Source organism: Actinotalea fermentans (assembly GCF_007991475.1).
Classification (GTDB): domain Bacteria; phylum Actinomycetota; class Actinomycetes; order Actinomycetales; family Cellulomonadaceae; genus Actinotalea; species Actinotalea fermentans.
In genome coordinates, this window is sequence record NZ_BJYK01000014.1 from 16150 (window position 1) to 35207 (window position 19058).

14 protein-coding genes are annotated in these 19058 nt (G+C 70.3%); 2 read left to right on the forward strand and 12 right to left on the reverse strand.

Annotation, left to right across the window (positions count from 1 at the left end; translation table 11 throughout):
* Positions 1–21: 21 nt before the first annotated feature.
* The 4 genes from AFE02nite_RS16765 to AFE02nite_RS16780 all read right to left on the reverse strand — a co-directional run bounded on the left by AFE02nite_RS16765 (position 22) and on the right by AFE02nite_RS16780 (position 5102).
* On the reverse strand, positions 22–1002 hold the full coding sequence (locus AFE02nite_RS16765; RefSeq protein WP_146820084.1) for an ABC transporter permease: 981 nt from the start codon (positions 1000–1002) through the stop codon (positions 22–24).
* Positions 999–2447: a sugar ABC transporter ATP-binding protein gene (locus AFE02nite_RS16770; RefSeq protein WP_261765685.1), complete on the reverse strand. Its 1449-nt coding sequence runs from the start codon at positions 2445–2447 to the stop codon at positions 999–1001. Before AFE02nite_RS16770 ends, AFE02nite_RS16765 begins: the two co-directional genes overlap by 4 nt.
* Before the next feature lie 158 nt (positions 2448–2605).
* Positions 2606–3787 (reverse strand): substrate-binding domain-containing protein, encoded by a 1182-nt coding sequence (locus tag AFE02nite_RS16775; RefSeq protein WP_034243583.1) that lies wholly within the window; start codon positions 3785–3787, stop codon positions 2606–2608.
* Between the two features lie 259 nt (positions 3788–4046).
* Entirely contained in the window at positions 4047–5102 is a 1056-nt protein-coding gene (locus AFE02nite_RS16780) for a LacI family DNA-binding transcriptional regulator (protein WP_052113398.1), read from the reverse strand.
* A 229-nt stretch (positions 5103–5331) separates the two neighbouring features.
* Here AFE02nite_RS16780 and AFE02nite_RS18025 point away from each other — a divergent pair, with 229 nt between their 5' ends.
* Complete coding sequence (locus AFE02nite_RS18025) at positions 5332–5676, forward strand: tyrosine-type recombinase/integrase (protein ID WP_222594431.1); 345 nt, start codon at positions 5332–5334, stop codon at positions 5674–5676.
* Here the strand turns inward: AFE02nite_RS18025 and AFE02nite_RS16790 are convergent.
* The 5 genes from AFE02nite_RS16790 to AFE02nite_RS16810 form a co-directional block, all read right to left on the reverse strand.
* On the reverse strand, positions 5673–7607 hold the full coding sequence (locus tag AFE02nite_RS16790; protein WP_034243580.1) for a glycoside hydrolase family 127 protein: 1935 nt from the start codon (positions 7605–7607) through the stop codon (positions 5673–5675). The two genes, AFE02nite_RS18025 and AFE02nite_RS16790, sit on opposite strands and share 4 nt — an antisense overlap.
* Before the next feature lie 91 nt (positions 7608–7698).
* Positions 7699–8508 (reverse strand): carbohydrate ABC transporter permease, encoded by an 810-nt coding sequence (locus AFE02nite_RS16795; RefSeq protein ID WP_034243577.1) that lies wholly within the window; start codon positions 8506–8508, stop codon positions 7699–7701.
* Positions 8508–9368 (reverse strand): carbohydrate ABC transporter permease, encoded by an 861-nt coding sequence (locus AFE02nite_RS16800; RefSeq protein WP_034243575.1) that lies wholly within the window; start codon positions 9366–9368, stop codon positions 8508–8510. Before AFE02nite_RS16800 ends, AFE02nite_RS16795 begins: the two co-directional genes overlap by 1 nt.
* A 65-nt stretch (positions 9369–9433) precedes the next feature.
* Positions 9434–10747 carry an ABC transporter substrate-binding protein gene (locus AFE02nite_RS16805; protein ID WP_034243573.1) on the reverse strand — a complete coding sequence of 438 codons (1314 nt, stop codon included), beginning with the start codon at positions 10745–10747 and terminating at the stop codon, positions 9434–9436.
* The gene (locus AFE02nite_RS16810; RefSeq protein WP_034243571.1) at positions 10744–12795 is read right to left on the reverse strand and encodes a hypothetical protein; all 2052 of its coding nucleotides are present in this window, start codon (positions 12793–12795) and stop codon (positions 10744–10746) included. Before AFE02nite_RS16810 ends, AFE02nite_RS16805 begins: the two co-directional genes overlap by 4 nt.
* Before the next feature lie 12 nt (positions 12796–12807).
* Here AFE02nite_RS16810 and AFE02nite_RS16815 point away from each other — a divergent pair, with 12 nt between their 5' ends.
* On the forward strand, positions 12808–13665 hold the full coding sequence (locus AFE02nite_RS16815; protein ID WP_261765688.1) for a substrate-binding domain-containing protein: 858 nt from the start codon (positions 12808–12810) through the stop codon (positions 13663–13665).
* An 86-nt stretch (positions 13666–13751) separates the two neighbouring features.
* Here the strand turns inward: AFE02nite_RS16815 and AFE02nite_RS16820 are convergent, their stop codons facing one another.
* Genes AFE02nite_RS16820 through AFE02nite_RS16830 form a run of 3 tightly spaced genes read right to left on the reverse strand, consistent with a single transcriptional unit; the run spans position 13752 to position 18981 of the window.
* Positions 13752–16046 (reverse strand): hypothetical protein, encoded by a 2295-nt coding sequence (locus AFE02nite_RS16820; protein WP_146820087.1) that lies wholly within the window; start codon positions 16044–16046, stop codon positions 13752–13754.
* Positions 16043–18193 carry a hypothetical protein gene (locus AFE02nite_RS16825; protein ID WP_034243567.1) on the reverse strand — a complete coding sequence of 717 codons (2151 nt, stop codon included), beginning with the start codon at positions 18191–18193 and terminating at the stop codon, positions 16043–16045. Before AFE02nite_RS16825 ends, AFE02nite_RS16820 begins: the two co-directional genes overlap by 4 nt.
* Complete coding sequence (locus tag AFE02nite_RS16830; RefSeq protein ID WP_034243564.1) at positions 18190–18981, reverse strand: carbohydrate ABC transporter permease; 792 nt, start codon at positions 18979–18981, stop codon at positions 18190–18192. The genes AFE02nite_RS16825 and AFE02nite_RS16830 overlap by 4 nt, the downstream gene beginning before the upstream one ends.
* Between the last annotated feature and the right edge of the window lie 77 nt (positions 18982–19058).

Below are 19058 nucleotides of genomic sequence, written 5' to 3' on the forward strand. Positions count from 1 at the left end.
CTCCTTTCGGTGTGTGAGGTACTACTTGTTACGGGCGAGCGCCACCGCGAGGACGATGATCACGCCCCTGACCACCTGCTGCTGGCTCGGGTCGAGGCCGGCGAGGATCAGACCATTGGTGATGAGCTGCATGAGGAGGGCGCCGAAGAGGCTTCCGATGACGGAGCCACGGCCCCCGGACAGCGCCGTGCCGCCGAGGATGACGGCGGCGATCGCATTCATCTCGTCGCCCGAGCCGAACTGGAAGCGACCCGACTGGAGACGGCCTGCGTAGAGCATTCCTGCCATGGCGGCAGCCGTTGCCGAGATCATCATCACGCGGAACTTGATCGCCCTTGTGTTGATGCCGGAGTACTCGGCCGCCGTCCTGTTCGCCCCGGTGGCGAGGACCTGGCGCCCGAATCGCGCCTTCTTCAGCACGACTGCGCCGACGGCCACCGCCACGGCGCTCCAGACGACGAGCCCGGGCAGGAAGCCGACGGTCCCGGACCCGAACATGCTGGTGTAGGTCGAGTCGAGGATGGGCTGCGGCGCGGAGTCCGTGACCCACTGCGCGATGCCCACCGCGACGCCGAGCATCGCAAGGGTGACCAGGAACGACGGTATGCGCACGAAGGCGACGAGCGATCCGTTGATCGCACCGACCACCAGGCCGACGAGGACGCCGGCGATGATCCCGGCGACAAGGCCGTACCGGGAGATGACCATCGCCGTGGTGATCGAGGCGAGTCCGGCGACGGAGCCGACCGAGAGATCGATCTCTGCGCACCCGATGACGAATGTCATGCCCACCGCGATGACCGCGACGATCGAAGCCTGGCGCAAGATGTTCAGGAGGTTCGCCGTGGAGAGGAACCCTTCGTCGCCGAGGAGGATCGCGAACGCGATGAAGACCACGACGAACCCGATGTAGACGATGTCCCGGCGCCAGTCGATGCCGATGTCGGGCCACGTGAACGTGCGCCGGTCCTTGTCCTTCGGCGGGGCGGCGAGGGCGGTCATGCCGAGAGTCCCTGCACGGCGAGCTCGAGATCGAGCTCGGAGCGGATCTCGCGGGCGTCCAGGCACTCGGCAACGCGCCCGTCGCGCATGATCAGGTAGCGATCGCACATGGCGATGAGCTCGGGGTACTCCGAGGAGATCACAACGACTCCCTTTCCCGCCCGCGCGAGGTCGCGGACGATACGGACGATTTCTGACTTGGTGCCGACGTCGACGCCCGCGGTGGGTTCGTCCATGACGAGCACTTCCGGCTCGGTGCCGAGCCACTTGGCGATGACGACCTTCTGCTGGTTACCTCCGGACAGGAGGCGCACGGGCGCGTCCGGTCGGGCCACCGCGATGGAGAGCTGCTCGATGAGGTGCTCCGACATCGCACGTACCTTGTCGACCGCGACCAGTCCCCAACGGCGCAGCGACGCGAGCATGGGCAGGGTCAGGTTCGTCCGGACCGAGTGGTCGAGGACGAGCCCCTGGAGACGCCGGTCCTCCGGGATGAGCGCGATGCCGGCGCGGATGGCGTCCGCCGGCGACGCGAGCCGCAGCGGCTGACCATCCTTGACGACGGCTCCGGACGTGATGGCGCTGATGCCGAACAGTGCGCGGGCAAGTTCCGTGCGGCCCGAGCCCATCAGCCCGGCGACGCCCAGGACCTCGCCTGCGCGGACCTGGAACGTCGCCTCACGGACCCCTTCCGCCGAGACCTCTCGGACGTCGAGGAGGACCTTGCCTTCTCGCGCGGCGCTTCGGGGGCCGTAGGACACCTGGGCGGCCAGCTCGCGGCCGGCGATCCCGGCGACGATCTCCTGGGGGGTGATCTCGTCAAGCGCAGCCGTCACGAGGTTGCGGCCGTTGCGCAGGATGGTGATCCGGTCCGCGATCCGATGGATCTCGTCCATCCGGTGCGAGATGTAGATGATCGCGATTCCCTGGGCCTTGAGCCTCTCGATCAGGCCGAACAGCGCATCTACCTCGTGCTTGGCGAGGGAGGCCGTCGGCTCGTCCATCACGAGCACACGGGCGTCCTGGCTCAACGCCTTGGCAATCTCAGTCAGCTGCCACTGGGCAGTGGGCAACGACCCCACTTCCGCGGCGGGGTCGATGGCGACCTCCATGCGGGCGAGGATCTCGGCCGCGCGCCTGCGCATGACCGCGTCATCGATGAGCCCGGCCCGCAAGGGTTCGGCATCGAGGAAGATGTTCTGCGCCACCGTCAGGGTCGGGATGAGCGAGAACTCCTGGTACACCATGCCGACGCCAGCGGCCTTGGCTGCGTGGATCGAGGCCGCGTCGAGCCTTCGGCCGAACACCTCGACGTGCCCGGCGTCTCGCCGGTAGGCGCCCAGGAGCACCTTCATGAGGGTGGACTTGCCGGCACCGTTGCCACCCGCTAGCGCGTGAACCTCGCCGGGGAGCACCTCGAAGTGCACGCCGTCGAGCACCTTCACGCCGTCGAAGGACTTGCACACGTCAGCCATGCGGACAGCGAGCGGGCCGTCGGTGGGCATGCCAAACCTCCGTTCGTGGTGAGGGGTCTGTGAGGCGGGCCGGGAGGACAGAGGGCGACTCCCGGCCCGGGCGCGACGTCGCCGGTCGCGTGGGGTGCTCAGTCGACGAAGGAGTCGGCGACCTCAGCAGGGGGCGCGGTGTGGTAGACGATCTCCCAGGCTTCGAGCACGTTGTCGTGGGTGACCGGCACGGACGCCAGAGCGACGTACGGCGGGTACGACTTCCCCAGGAGGGCGCCGCCGGCCAGGTTGGCCTCCGTGACGCCCTGGTCGTAGGGCACCTGCGCGCCCAGACCCACGACCATCTCGCCCTTCGCCAGCGCGATCGCGACGTTCGTTCCCAGATCCTCGGTGGCGATCATCAGATCGGTCCGGCCGGCCGAGCGGGCCGCCGCCATGACACCCTCCGCCGGAACGTCCCAGACGGCCCAGATGCCGTCGAGGTCCGGGTGCTGCGTCAGCCAGGCGTCGGTGACGGCCTGGGCGTCACCGGCGAAGTCCGGCCCGGCGATGCCCTGCTCCTCCACGATCTCGATCTCGGGATACTCCTCCTCGATCGTCGTCCGGAACCCGTCGTAGCGCTGCTGGGTGACGAAGAAGTCCGCCTCGTGGTAGATGATCCCGAGGGTGCCCTGGCCGTTCATGGCCTTGGCCATGAGATGGGCAGAGACGACACCGTTGCCGTAGTTGTCCGCGGAGACCGCGGAGACGTAGTCCGTGCCCGCGACCAGGTCGTTGGGCACGTTGTCCATGAAGACGAGCTTGATGCCCGCATCAGCGGCAGCCTTGTAGGCGGCGGCCGTCGCGACCGGGTCGGTCGGGATCGACACGATGATGTCGGGGTCCATCGCCATCACGGTCTCGATGTCGGAGACCTGCTGACCCGGGTCGAAATCGGCGTCGGTGACCGCGACGACCTCGATGCCCAGCTCCTCGAACCGGGCGCGCAGACCGGCCACCTGCGCGGTTGCCCAGTCGTTGCCGCCGTAGTGCAGAACGATGGCAGCCGTCGCCCCGAGCCCCTGGATCTGCTCGACCTCGTACTCGGTCAGATCGGCGACGGATGCAGGGGACGGCTCCTCGCCGTGTGGGCCTCTCGCGAGGATCTGGCCCGTCACCATCTCGAGCGCCTCGTCCGCCCGCGCCGCGACGTCACTCGTCGGCGTCTCGCTCTCCTCGGACGCCGCCGGCGCGGTCTCGCCGGGCTCGGAGGCGCAAGCCGTCAGCGCGACGGCGGCGACCGCCAGGGGGGCTACCCAACGCAGCCTACGCAACATCATCAATCTCCTTCGATCGGTGTGCGGTCGTGGTTCTGACTGCCCCCGGTTGCCAGGTGGCCTCGGAGGCGCCGCGCGCCGCCCCCGAGGGGCGCCCGACAGAAGGAGTGTGAACGTTCGCCCTCGCCACGGTCAACAGAGCAGGGCGAACGTTCGCCTAACGATTCGGTAACGCGTCCCCAGCGATGCGCGAAAGGGATCCAGGTGCGCGCGGCAGTCGACCCTGGTGGGCGGGGGCGCTCACGTCACCCGCGGGGACCACTTACGCGTGAGGACGCGGCGAACTCGCGGACTTGCGCACGACCAGTTCCGGCATCGCCGGCGTCGTGTCCACCTCGTCGCCAGCGATGAGCCCCAGGAGGATCTCCATGCAGCGGGCGCCGACGGTGGCGAACGACTGTCTGACTGTCGTCAGAGGGGGGTGGACCTGCGGGGCGAACTCGTTGTCGTCGAAGCCCACGATCGAGATGTCTCGGGGCACGGAGACGCCGTTCTCGTAGAGGGCGCGCATGAAGCCCAGCGCCATGAGATCGGACGCCACGAAGATCGAGCTCGGTAGGCCGTCGGCCACCATCTTCTGACCGATGCGGTACGCGCTGTCACCCGACCAGTCACCGTACTGAACCGCGACCGCGGGGATCTTGTGCGCCGCGAGCTCAGCCTGCCAACCCCTGAGGCGGACCTGACCATCCAGCCACTCCTGGCTCCCGGCGAGGTGCGCGATCTCCCGATGGCCGAGGTGCACCAGGTGGCGCGTCGCGAGACGGGCGCCGAGCTCCTGGTCCTCCGCGAAGACGGTGATGCCCCGCTGACTCACCTCGCCGGGCGCGAGCATGACAATGGGGATCGTCGCGGAGACCGCCTGAGCAACGTGCGCCATCGGCACGCGCGGGGCGATGACGACGATGCCCTCGACGCCGCGTTCCATGAAGCTCCGGAGAGTTCCGACGACCGTCGGCAGATCAGGATTGCTCATCGTGGCGACGAGGGCCGTGTAGCCGGCGTCCCGGGCGGCAGACTCGACCGCAGCCAGCGTGCTCACCGGGCCATACCGCGGCGACGCGTCGGCGATGACCCCGATGGCGTGCGACCTGCTCGTCACGAGGGCGCGCGCTGCGTCGTTCCGGCGATAGCCGAGTTCTGCGATCACGGCGAGCACGCGGTCCCGTGTCGCGACCGAGACACGGGGGCCGTTGTTGATCACGCGGGAGACGGTCTGGTACGAGACCCCTGCCTCGCGGGCCACATCCTTCAGGGAGGGCCGTCGTCCGCTCGTCACTCGCCCCTCAGTTCTCTGCGCCGTCGTGGCGCTCGCCACGTCGCGATGTCCGGTCGCCCGGCTCGTCACCTCTGCCGCCGTCAGCGTACGACGGCGGACCCACTGCAGCCCTCACCACCAGCGGCGTGGCCGCGGCGGGCTGCCTCAGGGACGCTGCGGCCGACGGTCGACGGCCGCTTGGCAGCGTCAGCGACCCCCGCGCCGCCGACCAGGCCCCCGTCGGCGGGGCCACGGTGCTCTACCGGCAGCGAGCCGGGTGCTCCGGGGGATGCTGCGCGTACGACGAAGGCCCGGACACAGGGGCCAGCCCGCCGTCAAACGCTCCGGCATCGACTTCCCCGTCCGAATGCACGACCTGAGACACGCCCACGCCTCTTGGCTCCTCGCCGGCGGCGCCGACCTGCGATCCGTCATGGCACGCATGGGCCACGCCCAGATCCAGACAACCCAGAAGTACCTGCACACCCTCGACGACGCCGATCAGCGCGCCTCGCCGCCTTCCACGCGGTCCGCCCAACAGCTCGCCGACCTCGCCGACACTTGGAGTCGCCGGCGTCAGGTGACGCCAGCGGGAGCGCCCGTCTCCTCGGAAGCGGAGGAGCGCATCCGCTAGTGAGGGGCGAGCCCATGGGCGTCGTCAACCGGCAGCCAGACGCGCATCGTGGACGGGCCTCGGTTGGCCCACGAGTGGTATGGCACGAGACCGACCTGCCCGCCGACTTCAGGATCGCGGGTGCTGCGTCCGGGCCCAGGCCCGTATGGCCATGCCTCGTCCACATCGGCCGCTGCATCCACAAGGCTGGCACGGACGAGGACCCGTCCACCTCGTTCTGCCGGCGGCTCGTCTGTGCACACACGCACGCCCGCGACGTCGGCCCCGAGGTCGACCGACTCAAGGCACATGACCAGTGGCCCCCGTTCCACGGCGACCTGGCCGCGAACAGCGTCGATGCGAGGGTCGGCCCACGTCCAGCGCGGTGCCATCGGCAGGTCGAGCTCCACCTCGTCGCCGACCGCGAAGACGCGGCGCACGACCGCGTACCCCGCGCCGACGGCAACCGCCGAGCCGTCACCAGTTCGGACGGTCGCACCCTCGGCCCATGCAGGGACGCGCAGGCTGAGTGCCCACGGCGTTGACGGCGTCTCGAGCACCCGCACGTGTACACGCCCATCGGCCGGGTACGTCGTGTCGACCTTGAGGGCGACGACACCATCCGGCACTGTCGCTCGTATCGTCGAACCCGCGAACTGATGGATCTGAACCCCTTGGTCGTCCGCACTGGCGATGTATGCGCCGAGCGATGCGACAAGGCGCGTGACGTTGTTCGGACAGCACGACACGGCGAACCAGGGCGCGCGCAACGAGGATGCGGCACGCGGGCTGACCTCGTCCTCGGCCGGGACCCGTCCGGGTGTCCTCTGGTGGAGTGTGTTGGTGTAGAAGAAGGCTCTGCCGTCCTGCGCCGGAGAAGTGGCGACGACGTTGTAGAGGGTGCGCTCGACGGCGTCGGCGTGGCGGGCCTCGCCCGTAGCGAGGAGCAGGCGGTAGTTGAGCATCACGGAGCCGACGCCGGCACAGGTCTCCGAGTACGCGCGGTCCGGCGGAAGCTCGAAATCCTGTCCGAACGACTCGCCTTCGTGGTGTGCACCCATGCCGCCGGTCAGGTAGGTGCGGCGTGCGAGCGTGGCGAGAGTCTGCGCTCGGACCGCGGCGAGGAGGGTCCGGTCGTCGTCCTCGACGGCGAGGTCGACGGCGCCAACTGCCAGGTACAGCGCGCGGACCGCGTGCCCGTCGAGGATCGTCGCCTCGCGGATGGGCACGTCCTCCTGGAAGTACTGCTGCCCGAGCTCGATCTCGCCCAGCACGCCATGGCCACGCCGCTCGAGGAACAACCGCGCCTGGTCCAGGTACCGCCGCTCCCCTGTCGCGCGGAAGAGCTCGACGAGCGCGGTCTCGATCTCGGGATGCCCGCACAGGCCTGGGTTGCCTTCTGGACCGAAGACCTCGCACACGTGGTCCGCCGCGCGCCTCGCGACGTCCACCAACGGATCCTGCGTCCCAGCCGTACGAGCACGGGCGACACCAGCCTGGATCAGGTGCCCGAAGCAGTACAGCTCGTGGCCCCACTCCAGGTCGCTGTACCGGGGCTGTTGTCCCGGCCGTCCGAACATCGTGTTGAGGTACCCGTCGGGTTCCTGGGCACGCGCCACCCTCGCTGCGAGGATGCGGAACCGCGCATCCATGTCCCGGTCGCCGGTGCGCCCCACCTCCCACGCCATCGCCTCGAGGAGCTTGTAGATCTCCGAGTCCGAGAACTCACGCCCCCGCCGATCCCGCGGCAGGCGGCCCTCGACGGCGGCGTCGAAGTTGCCGATCCAGCCCAACCGCTCCATCCAGGACTGAGCGTGGGCGATCATCGCCGTCGAGTTCAGCTGCTGGAGCTCCGCCCAGAAGCCGCCCGTGATCACGACGTCGGCGAGGCCGAGCGGCCGCAGACGGCCCCGCGACGGGGCGAACGGAAGGCCGCTGTCCGTGCCGGTCACGGTTGCCGGGTCGGCGGGGTCTCCGCCTTCGACGGACGACGGGTTGGGGTGCACACGTGCTCCTAGGCGGTGAGAGGGCGATGCCACGGCGCTACTTGAGGCTTCCGGCGGTCATCGCGTCGACGATGCGCTCGCTGAGCACCATGTAGATGACGACGGTCGGCGCGATCGCCATCACTGTCGCGGCGAAGGCCACGGGGTAGTTGGCCGAGTACGCGGTGAGGAAGTAGCGCACTCCGACCTGGACCGTCTGGGCGGAGGCGTCCTGCGTGAGGATCGACGCGAAGAGCAGCTCGTTCCACGCCGTGATCATGAGGAAGATCCCCGCGGTGACGGCGCCGGGCGCGCTGAGCGGCGCGACGATGCTCCGGAAGATCCGGTGGAAGGACGCTCCGTCGACCCGCGCTGCCTCGAGGATCTCCATGGGAGTGGTGTCCATGTAGCTCTTGATGACCAGGAACCCCAGCGGGAAGAAGAGCCCCGCGTAGACGAGTGCGACCCCCAGCACGTTGTTGTAAAGGCCCATCATGTTGACGAGGAAGAAGATCGGCGTCATCAGGGCGTTCACGGGCAGGAGGATCCCGAACAGCAGGAAGCCGAAGGTGAACCTGCTCAGCCGGAACTGGTGCATCAACGCGTACGAGGCGAGCAGGCCGGCCACGATGATCAGGACGCTCGAGAGCAACGCCACCACGAAGCTGTTGCGCAGGAACAGAAGCAGCGGGTGCGCGTCGAGCGCGTCCTGGTAGTTGACGAAGGACCAGGATGCGGGCAACCCGAACGGGTTGCCGAAGAGCTCAGCGTCCGTCTTGAAGGACGACAGCACGAGCCACAGCAGCGGCGCGAGCGTGATGAGCGTGAAGACGACCAGCACGCTCCATCGGGCGATCTTTCCGAGCATCAGCGTTCCGCCCTTCTCAGGCCGAGGAAGATCAGGGCCGTGAGGACGATCCCGACCACGAGCGTCACGACGCCGGCCGCCATGGAGAGCCCGTACTGGTTGGCCGTCATCATCTGGCGGTAGATGTAGAGCGAGAGCGTCATGGTCGAGTCCGCGGGACCGCCGCTCGTCATGATGAACGGGTACTCGAAGCTCCGGAGCGCGTAGCCGACGACGAACAGCACTTGGAGTGCGATCGCCCGACGGATCAGCGGGATCGTGATGTGCAGGTCCTGCCGGAGCCCGGATGCCCCGTCGAGCTGGGCGGCCTCGTAGTACTCCCGCGGGATGGTCGAGATCTGGGTCAGGAACAGCACCATGCCGAAGCCGACGTAGACCACCCACGGCGTCATGGTCGCGCCCAGTGCCGTGCTCGGGTCCGACAGCCAGGCGCGCGCCCAGTCGTCCAGCCCGGCCGCTCTGAGCAGAGTGTTGAGCGGCCCCAGGCTCACGTGGAAGACGAAGTACCAGAGCAGCGCCAAGGCCGTGGCGGAGATGACGTTGGGCACGAAGAACGCCGTGCGGAAGAACCGCCAGCCGCGCGGCCGCCGCGCCACGACGAGGGCGACGAGCACGCACAGCGGGGTATGGACGACCGTTCCGACGACCACCCACAACACGGTGTTCGCGAGCGCCCGACGGAAGGCCGGGTCGGTCAGCAGGTGGCTGAAGTTGTCGAACCCCACGGGCTCCGGCGTACCGACGCCGACCCAGCGCGTCGTACTGAGGATCGCCACGACCACAAGAGGTAGGACGAGGAAGACGGTCACCAGCGCCACGGCTGGCACGAGGTAGAGAGCGATGTTGCGGCGCGATGCCATGGTGCTCCGTTCGGTGGCGTGCGGCGGCCGGCGGAGCGTCGCTCGTCGGCCGCCGCACGCGGACGTCAGTTGGCGTTCGCCTCGTCGAGCGCCGCGGCGAAGTCCTCGGGGGTGCGCTGGCCCAGCGCGAGTCCCTCGAGCAGCGACGGCAGGGCTTCCTGCGCACTCGCGGTGATTCCCCGGCCCATCTGAACGACGGCGGTGGGCGCCGCATTCGTGATCTCCAGGACCTGGGCCATCTGGCAAGAGGCCCGCTCGGCGTCCTCGTCGGTCAGCTCGGTCTGGACGGCGAGCGCGTACTCACCGTCGACGGCCATGCGCACCGCGCTCTCGTTCGAGGTGAAGAACTTCATCCAGGCGACGACGGCCGCTTCCCGGGCCGGGTCGTCCTGCTTGGCAGCGCCCCAGACGTTGAGCGAGTCGGTGATCGTGTAGCCGGCGGGGATGGCCGAGTCCGCCAGGACCGGTGCCGGGCTGACCTTCACCGAGCACGGGTCCTCGACCTCGGACTGGATCGAGCTGATGAGCCATGGGCCGTCGATGATCGCGGCCGCGCGCTTGCCGAGGAAGTTGGCGGAGCTCACCGAGTAGTTGGCGCCGACGGCATCCGGCGTGGACACCTCGAGCAGGCGCTCGGTGTAGTCCGCCGCCGTGACCACGGCGTCGTTGTTCAGGCTGGTGCCCGGCGCGTACGCGTCCTCGCCGCCCGCCGACGTGGCGAGGTAGCTGAAGACGTTCATGGTGTGCCATGCGTCGTCGGCCGTCATCATGGCCATCGCACCGATGCCCTCGGGGGCGAGCGCCTCGCCCAGGGCGACGACCTCGTCCCAGGTCTGCGGGAACTCGCTGAATCCCGCCTGCTCGAGGAGATCCTCGTGGTAGTACACGAGCGCGGGTGACTGGTCGCCGGGAATCCCGACGACCTGCCCGTCCATGGTGAGCGCGTCGATGTTGACGTCGGCGAACCGGGCCGCCCACTCAGGGTCCTCGGCGAGGTACTGGCTCCAGTCCATGAGCGCACCGGACTGCTCGCGGCTGAGGTCGGTGGGGTTGAAGTTGTACAGGAAGAGGTCCGGCGTCGTGCCGGCGGTGATCATGGCGCGGATCCGCTGCTGGAGCGTCGGCCAGTCCGCCTCTGTCGTGGAGACCACCTCGTACGTGCCCTCGTTCGCGGCGTTGAACTCCGCGATGAGCTCGTCGAGGACCTCGCCGCGGGCGATGTCGGACGTGAAGTTCGACATGACCTCGATGCGCACCTCTTCGCCCGGTGCGGTCGTGCCGTCGTCACCGCCATCTTCGTCGGGGACAGCACTCCCGCAAGCGGCGAGGAGCAGGGTCACGGCGGCGGACGCCGCGATCGCCAGGGTCGTTCTCTTCATTGCCAAACCTCCGTTGGTCTCGCTCGGTCGTGCTCGGGGGACTTCCGATCGCGCGCGCACGCCTCGAGATAGCGCTCGAGCGCGAATGTTCCTGCGGTGTAGGGCCAGGCCAGGCCGCCCCAGGTGTCGCCCTTGGCGATGAGGCCGTCGTCGACGCCCTGGGGACAGAAGGAGATGCCTTCGGGCTGCATCCCGGCGTCCGCCAGCCCGTGCCGGTCGTGCGGCACGGCGAGGATCTGCAGGGACGAGTGCGCGGACAGCCGGGCGACCTCGGCGAAGAGCTGGTCGCCGACGAGGCCGGCGAGTTCGTGCAGGTCCGCCAGGAAGAAGAGGGAGTAGATGTCGGTGACGCCGACGCCCCAGACCGGGTTGATGCCTCCCCAGCCCACGGAGCGGACCCGCTCCGTGGCCAGCCGTGTGCCGGGCACCGCTGGCACCTCCCAGATGCTGTGCCAGGTCACGGCAAGGACGGCGGCACGTCGCGCGCCCTCGAGGAGCGCGGGGTCCGGGTCGTGACGATGCACGGCCAGCAGCGCCCGCATGGCGATGAACGCGGCCTCCTTGTCCACCACGTTCGGGTTGTCGAGCGTGCCGCCGCGGTACTCGTCTGACGCCGTCTGCTCCGCGAGGATGTAGCCAGCTGCGCGGCGGGCGGCGGCGATGTATCGCGCCCCGTCATCCGCCCGGGCTGCAACATCGAGCAGGAACGGGACGACGGTGCCGGTGGCGCTCTTGCCGCCGCTGCCTGCATCGCCCAACCAGTCACCCGTCAGGGGGGAGCCGTCGGGCGCATAGGCCCGGTACCAGGCGCCGTCGGGCTCCTGGACCCTGACGAGGAACTCCGCGAGTCGGACGGCCGCCGCCCACCACCGCCCTCGGACGACGTCGTCCCGCGCCCGCAGGTCGACGTTGAGCAGGAGGTCCGAGCCGGCCTCGCACATCATCCGCGTGTAGGTGCCAGGTGCGTCGGAGCGGCCGAGGTAGTGCATCACCGTCCCGCTCGGATCACCGCAGGCGAAGAGTGGGCGCCCGCGGCCCGCGTCCCAGAGGGTGTGCACCCAGCCCGACGGGGTCGTCATCCGCTCGACGAACCCGTCGACGACCGCAGCGGCGCGGTCGCGCCACTGGCGGGGTGAACGCCTGGCGAGCATCGCCGCGATGTTGAGCTGTCGGCCGGTGAACCCGAACTCGAGGATCTCGCGGGACCCGTCCATGTGGTGGTCGGCGAACGACGCGCCGAACGCCTTCGCCTGCGAGGCGTAGCCGCGATCCGGGTCGACGTTGAGGACGAACCCTGCAAAGCCGTCGGCGAAGCGGGTGTACGTCTTCGCCGCGGAGTCCAGGCGGAGCGCGATGCTCTCCTCGAGCGAGACCGGCAGCGGGCTCGGCTCCGGAGCGACGGCGGCGACGACGGCACCGAAGACGCCTCGGACGGCGGACACGTAGTCCGCGGCCGGAAGCAGGCGGAGCCGGTACCGGACGACGACGTCGAGGCCGTCCCCGACCGGGTGCAGCGCCACCGCGGGGCTGCGCTGCGCGTCCAGCATCGCCGACTCGTCGACCTCCGCGTACGGCCAGGCGGCGCAGAGGGCCGCCCGGTCGCCGGCCCTGAAGCCGACCGATCCGACATCGGTCCGCTGCCGGTACACCGTCTGCCCGGGGCGCCGCTCGGGCGCGGCGTCGTACGTGGCGAGGCTCTGGCGCTCGAGGGACAGGACGGCCCCTCGTTCACCGACGTGGGCTGCGACGACGGGGTACGCCAGCCGATGGTCCGCGTAGGTGAAGCAGCCCCCGCGGGCCCACTGGCCGGGCGCGTAGGCCATGCCGGGCGCGAAGTACCTCGGCCGCACGCCCGGGAGCTCCAGGTCGAGCCCGACGTGGACCGCCCCCGACGCAGGTCCGTGTGGCTGGACGGTGAGCCGGCGCGTAAGGGTGACGCCGTCCGACGCGAGCGCCCAGACGTCCACGACCCGGACCACAGCGCCGACCCGGGTGACCTCAGCCTCGCCGACAACGTCCGGCCCGTCGGTCGTCGTGGCGTAGCCCATGGCTATCGGCGCATCGCCCTCCGCGAGGACGCGCACCGGTGCGTCGCAGGTCGCGACGACGTCGCCGTCGGACTCCAGCCGAACACCGCCGCCAAACGGCGACACCCGCAGGGCGCGGAGGACGCCTTCGGCGCCGGGCAGATGTCCGTGTTCCTGTGTGACGCGCGCGAGGACGCCATCCGGGAGCAGTACCACCTCAAGGCGCTCCTCGGCCGGCGGGTGGACGGCCTCATCGTGGTCGGCTCGAAGACCGACCCCCGGCCGTCGCTCGGCCGCGACCTCGCCGTTCCCGTCGTGTACGCGTACGCGCCCTCCGAGGACCCGGAGGACTGCAGCATCGTCCCGGACAACGTCAGCGCCGGGTCGCTCGCGGTGGAACATCTGGTCTCCGTCGGTCGGCGTCGGATCGCCCACATCTCCGGCGACGTGCACTACACCGCCGCGCAGGACCGCGCGCTCGGCGTCGCGAGCGCGCTCGCGGCCGCCGGGCTTGAGCAGGTCGGACCCGTCCGGTACGGGAGCTGGACGGAGGCGTGGGGAAGGGCGGCGACGCACGCGACCCTCGACGACGCGCCGGACGTGGACGCTCTGCTGTGCGGCAGCGACCAGATCGCCCGTGGCGCTCTGGACGCACTCCATGAGCGCGGCGCTGCCGTCCCACGGGACGTCGCCGTCATGGGTTTCGACAACTGGGAGATCATGACCTCGGGCGCACGACCCCAGTTGACGAGCGTCGACATGAGCTTCAAGACCCTCGGTCGGATCGCCGCGCAGCGACTGGTCGACGCCATCAACGGGCGCCCTGCCCAGGGGATCGAAGCGGTCCCGGTCCACGTCGTGGTCCGGGGCTCGACGATCGCGGGCGCGTAGTCGTCGAGCCGTGGTCGTGCTTCGATCCGCACGGAGCGCTACCTACCGGGCGCAGGCTGCGAGACGGGGGGCTGGCTTCGCAGCCCTCATTCCACCCGGTAACGCACAGCAACTCTGACAATGCCCGATCCCCGCGGTAGCTCGAGGTCCTCCGCACCGCGCACGACGGGCACGTCTCGACCGTCCACCTCCGCCTCGTCGAGGGTCCATCCCTGTGGCGCGCGTAGCCGGAGGACGAAGGTAGCGCCGGCCGGGCGGTCGACCTCCGCGGTGATGATTCCCCCCCCGAGCGTCGACTCGATCCTGAACCCCACAGGACCGTAGGCCGTCGGGACGCCCGACACGGCCACCGTTTGCCCACGCCGCAGCCAGTCTCGCGGCACCGCGCGCGCCAGCCACACCCGCGGCGCCAGCGGGTCCTCGAAGACGAGCAGCCAACGCAGCAGCAGTGGGATGGTCATCTGAGCTGGGGCGCAGTACGGCCAGTGCTCGCCGCGATCGCGGTCCAGGTCCGAGCACTCGACCGCGGTCCACGTCCCTCGGGTGTGCATGTGCAAAAGGTGCGCGCGCAGAAGCAGCAGGTACTCACGGACAAGGTCGTGCTGCAGGAGACCGTACGCAACGCCGTGCGCCGTGAACGCCACGGCGTGCTTGCGGTTGCCGAAAATGCCGAAGGCGGTGTCCCCGCGCCGCGCGCCTCCCTCGACGATCTCCCTGACGACGTCGGCGGGTAGCGCGCCGGAGCCGAACAGCTCGTGCCACACGCGGTTGTCGTCGAAGGACTCAGGCCTGCTGCGGTACGGCGCGTCGAGGTGGCCGTGCGTGGACCCGGCGACGATCGGCAGCACTCGGTCGTCGCTCCGCTCGATCCAGGACGCCTCGACGGCCCGCAGGAGGTCAGTGCGCAGGCTCTCGGCCGCGCGTACCAGCGAACGGCCCGCGACGACGCGCGTTTCGTCCCCGTCCACCCGGCCCAGGCGCTGCCAGGCGCGCCCGAGGTCCCGCAGACCTCTCCACCCCTCGGCCGAGTTGGACAGGTACGGCTGCTCGTAGTCGTGCGTGCCCAACGAGGGCGTGTCGAAACTGATGTCGGCCTCGTGCCGGCCGGCGATCAGCCCATGTGCGGGATCCTCGGCGGGACGCCGCAGGCCGGCGGCACGGCGGGCAAGGAGGATCCCGACGATGGCGTCCACCTTGGCGCCATGTCTCCGCAGCAGCGACCAGTCCCCGGTCTGCGTCGCGTGGTCTGCCAGGACGGTGAGCATCCGGCCGTACTGGCCGATCTCGGGCCCGCGGTAGTCCAGCGACCCGTCAGGGCGGACGACGTCGGCCAGGTACTGGTCCAAGTAACGGCCAGCCACATCGGACCTCCCCCACGCGAGGTACGCGGCCGCAGTGCTCGTGAGGGTGTCCTGGAAGCCGTCGTGCTCCGGCGCGCCGTAGATCCGGTCGACGACGCCGTACCGCGGCGCGTCGCCCTGTCGTGTGATCATCTCCAGCGCGAAGGAGTGCCGCACGAAATCGGCGAGCCGGGGCTCGGGCAGGTCGACCTGGACGCCTCCGGGCAGCCGCTCCGACCAGAAGTCGTCCAGCTCGGCGAGGGCGGCGTAGAACGTCTCGGCCGGAGGTTCCTCGCCGACCGGGTACGGCAGGTAGGTGTCGACGTACCGGACCGCAAGGAGGGCACCGTCCGCGCCGACGTGGCAGAAGCGGTACCAGACGGGCTGGGACCGTTCGCGCGAGGCGTTCGGCGCGGCGAAGAGCAGCTGCTCCCAGCGGGAGCCGTCCGCCACGGGGTAGACGATCCGCACCGCGGGGAGCCAACCGCCCACCAGGCCCTCGCCGAGCTCCTGCGCCTCGATGGCGGCGCGCGCCTCCGGTGCCACGACCACCGGGTTCACCCGGGTCGTGGCCCGCAGGCTGTCGTAGTAGACCGGCACGACGTCGGCGCACCCGGGCGAGCCGACGAAGGTGTGCGGCCGCTCGCCGGCGCCGTCCGCGAGGCGTCTGATCGGAGCCACAGCACGGGCGATGGCTGCCGGGTCGGGATCATCGGGCCCCGCCAACAGCTGGGCACGCAGGACGTCAGGTGTCCCGGGCAGGACGTCCTCGTGGGACGGCTGGTTGCCCTGGTCACGGCCGGTCCAGGCGAGCGACGTGGGCCAGCAGCGCCGTGTCCCCTCGGGTCCGACCAGGAGGATCGCCCCCTCGTCGATGCCGAGGGTCTCCAGGATGGCTGCGTCACCGAGGGTAGCCATGAGCGTCCAGCCGTCGATCCGGCCGTGGGGCGCGACGGCCGTCGAGGAGCCGCCGGTACCGAGGACGTCGACGAGGCCGTCAGGCCGCACCCAGCACGCGCGGGGGTGTCCTGGCGCGCTCATCGGCCTCCCCCGCCGGTCACCGTGGCGGCCCAGGGGCCTAGGTCCTCGAGCCGGGCGGCGCCGAGGGCGTGGGCCACCGGCACCCACGTGAGCCAGCGCCGGTTGAGCCCATATCCGCGACGGCCGCCGAAGCACCAGTGCTCCTGCTGCCAGCCGACGCCACGCAGGTCGAAGGTACGCCCGGGAAGCGCCAGCATCGAGGTCGTCCCGTGCGTCACGAGACGCGCCACATCGAGCCAGTGGTCGTCGCCGGTCAGACGCCAGAGCCGCGCGAAGGCTGCGGCGTTCACAGCCAGGAACCCGTCGGTCATCGACGCGCCCGTAGTGATCAGCTGGTGGCCCACGGTAGGGACGCCAGGCTTCCAGTGCAGGTCCGCCGGATCGGCGTCCACAGGCATCGGCACGTCCCAGACGTACGTCCACGTCTCGGCGAGGCGGGCCGCGACGAGCGCCCGCTCGAGCCACGGCTCTCCGCCGACGGCCTGGTGCAGGTCGCAGAACGCCTCCAGGGCGAGCACGGCCGCCTCCTTGTCGACCACGTCGGGGTTGTCGAGCGTCCCGCCGGCGAAGCATCCCGTCCGGTCCGCTTCGGCCCAGGCGTGCGACCCGGCCGCGACGGCCGCCTCGAGCCAGCGGGGCTCATCGGCACGCCTCGACGCGGCCACGAGGAAGGGCACGACGACAGCCGCCGACGAGCGCGAGGGATCCAGCACCTCCCCCGTCCCTGCCTCCCAGGCGCGTGGGAGGCCGCCGTCGGGATCCTGGTTGGCCACGAGCCAGCGGGCTCCCGCTTGCCACCACGTCCGCCATACCGGCCGACTGCGTCCTGCGTCCTCCTCGTGTGCCTCCGCCCGGAGGGTCGCGAGGCACCCCTCGGCGACGGATCGCGCGTAGACCGCGGGCCTGCCCGCCACGGACCGGTACGTCGCCCAGCCGCCGGTGACCGTGTCGAAGCCCTCGCCCGCCGGCGGATCCATCGGCATCGCGGCGAACGTGTCGAGGATCGCGGCTCCCTGGCGGGCCATGGTCATTCCACGGTCGCCGGAACGGTGTCCCCCGGCACGCAGCAGGAGGTAGCCGGCGTCCGTGGCCGCACCGACGAAGCCCATGACCGAGACGGTGGCGCACCCGTGGTCGTGCCGTTCCACCGCGTCGGCCTCGAGCGCGACGCCGGTCCGGTCGGCCACCGTGACGACGCGTTCGGCCAAGACGTCGAGAACGGCGCCGGCGACGCGCCCGATGTCCACCGACGGGACCGCCGGGCGCAGCTCGTCCCAGGCCCACCGCCACGTCGTCGACGCCAGCCCGGCAAGCGCCGCGACGCCACTCCCCACCGCGGTCGAACCGGTGCGTACCACCATCGTGTAGCGCTGCCGCAGGCCGTCGCGCACCGGCTGGAAGCGGGCACGCCAGGCTCGCGGCTGACCCAGCGGCAGGCCGCCGCTGGAGTATGTGTACTCACCCTCCGTGGCCGGGAACCACAGGCCGAGCTCGACGGTCTCGTCCGTGGTCACGACACCACCGAGCGAGGCGAAGTCGAAGCGCTCGTCCACCAGCGTCTCGCCACCGTCAGGCACAAGGCAGTCGGCAGCGGTCGTGCCGCCGCGGACGTCCTCGTGCAGTAACGCCACGAAGCCGCCATCCGGGTAGCGTGCGACGAAGAGCGGGGCTGCCGCCCGGTCCTCCCGCACGAGGACCGCCCGCACGCCCGCATGCCGCGCCGGCAGCCCACCGAGCGCCCCTTCCGCGACCTGGGTCGCGTCGCCGTAGGCGACGCCCGGAACAAAGACGGCGACGTCCGCCCACCCGGCACGAACGTCGTCCCGGCGCAGGGAGAGGCGCGACCCGAAAGCGCCACGCGAGGTCCCGCAGACCACCAGCTCGCGGGCGACGCGGACGCCGTCGCCGACGAGCGACCAAGTGTCCGTCACGTCCGCCCAGGCGTCGTCCCCCAGCGGGACGCGGGCGCAGCCTCGACCTCCCCCGCCGTCGGCGGTCCATTGCGCATAGGCGACGGCCGTCCCGGTCGCCGGTCCGCCGGGCACCAGCACGGCCACGGGTCGGTCCTGGACGAGTCGCCATCCGTCGGCCGCCAGCCGCACGCCCCACCCGTCCGCAGAGCGGACGGCTTCGAACCGGGTGGTCACCCCTTGATCCCGGTCGAGGCCAAGCTGGGGACGATGAAGCGCTGGAAGACGACGAACATGAGGACGACGGGGATCGTGAGCAGGACCACGCCGGCCATCTGGACGGTCGGGAGCACGTAGTTCTGGGCCTGGAGGCTGTTCAGCCCGACGGTGAGCACAAACTTCTCAGGTTCCGTCGTCATGGTCACCGGGATCATGAACGAGTTCCACGTCCACGTCCCGGCCAGGATGGCCTGGGTCGCCACGCCCGTGAGCGTCAGGGGAACACCGATCCGCAAGAACGTGTAGAAGCGTCCCGCACCGTCCACAGCCGCGGCCTCGTCGAGCTCCTTGGGCAAGGTCGAGAACGACTGCCGCATGAGGAAGATCAGCAGCGGGTTCACGATGAAGGGGACGGTCAGGGCGAGGATCGTGTTGAGCCAGCCCAGGTCGACCACCTGGAGGTAGAGGGGGATGAGGTACGCCTGGAGCGGCACCATGAGGATCGCCACGACGGCCAGGAAGACGAGCTGCCGTCCACGGAAACGGAACCGGGCGAGCGCGTATCCCGCGAGGGTGTTGACCACGACGGCACCGCCGACGACGAGCGCCGTGACCAGGATGGTGTTCAGGTACCAGCGCCCGACGGGCGCGTTCTCCCAGACGAAGCGGTAGTTGTCGAGCGTCAGTCGGCTCGGCGGTACCAACGAGAGGTAGTCCGCTCGGTCGAGCATCGACACGTAGAGCGCGAAGGCGAGGGGGGCGACCATCACGAGGCCGAAGACCGAGAGCACCAGGAGCTGGGCCATGCGAGCGACCCGCCGAGCGCTGCTGCGGCCCCCACGAACGACCGACGGCGGCGGGACTCGCGTGGCGGTGGCGGCCA

Excerpts from the sequence above, each read along its gene's own strand:
- AFE02nite_RS16765 (WP_146820084.1), bottom strand. The coding sequence starts at position 1,002 with ATGACCGCCCTCGCCGCCCCGCCGAAGGACAAGGACCGGCGCACGTTC.
- AFE02nite_RS16775 (WP_034243583.1), bottom strand. The coding sequence starts at position 3,787 with ATGATGTTGCGTAGGCTGCGTTGGGTAGCCCCCCTGGCGGTCGCCGCC.
- AFE02nite_RS18025 (WP_222594431.1), top strand. The coding sequence starts at position 5,332 with ATGCTGCGCGTACGACGAAGGCCCGGACACAGGGGCCAGCCCGCCGTC.
- AFE02nite_RS16795 (WP_034243577.1), bottom strand. The coding sequence starts at position 8,508 with ATGCTCGGAAAGATCGCCCGATGGAGCGTGCTGGTCGTCTTCACGCTC.
- AFE02nite_RS16800 (WP_034243575.1), bottom strand. The coding sequence starts at position 9,368 with ATGGCATCGCGCCGCAACATCGCTCTCTACCTCGTGCCAGCCGTGGCG.
- AFE02nite_RS16805 (WP_034243573.1), bottom strand. The coding sequence starts at position 10,747 with ATGAAGAGAACGACCCTGGCGATCGCGGCGTCCGCCGCCGTGACCCTG.
- AFE02nite_RS16810 (WP_034243571.1), bottom strand. The coding sequence starts at position 12,795 with ATGGGCTACGCCACGACGACCGACGGGCCGGACGTTGTCGGCGAGGCT.
- AFE02nite_RS16820 (WP_146820087.1), bottom strand. The coding sequence starts at position 16,046 with ATGAGCGCGCCAGGACACCCCCGCGCGTGCTGGGTGCGGCCTGACGGC.
- AFE02nite_RS16830 (WP_034243564.1), bottom strand. The coding sequence starts at position 18,981 with ATGGCCCAGCTCCTGGTGCTCTCGGTCTTCGGCCTCGTGATGGTCGCC.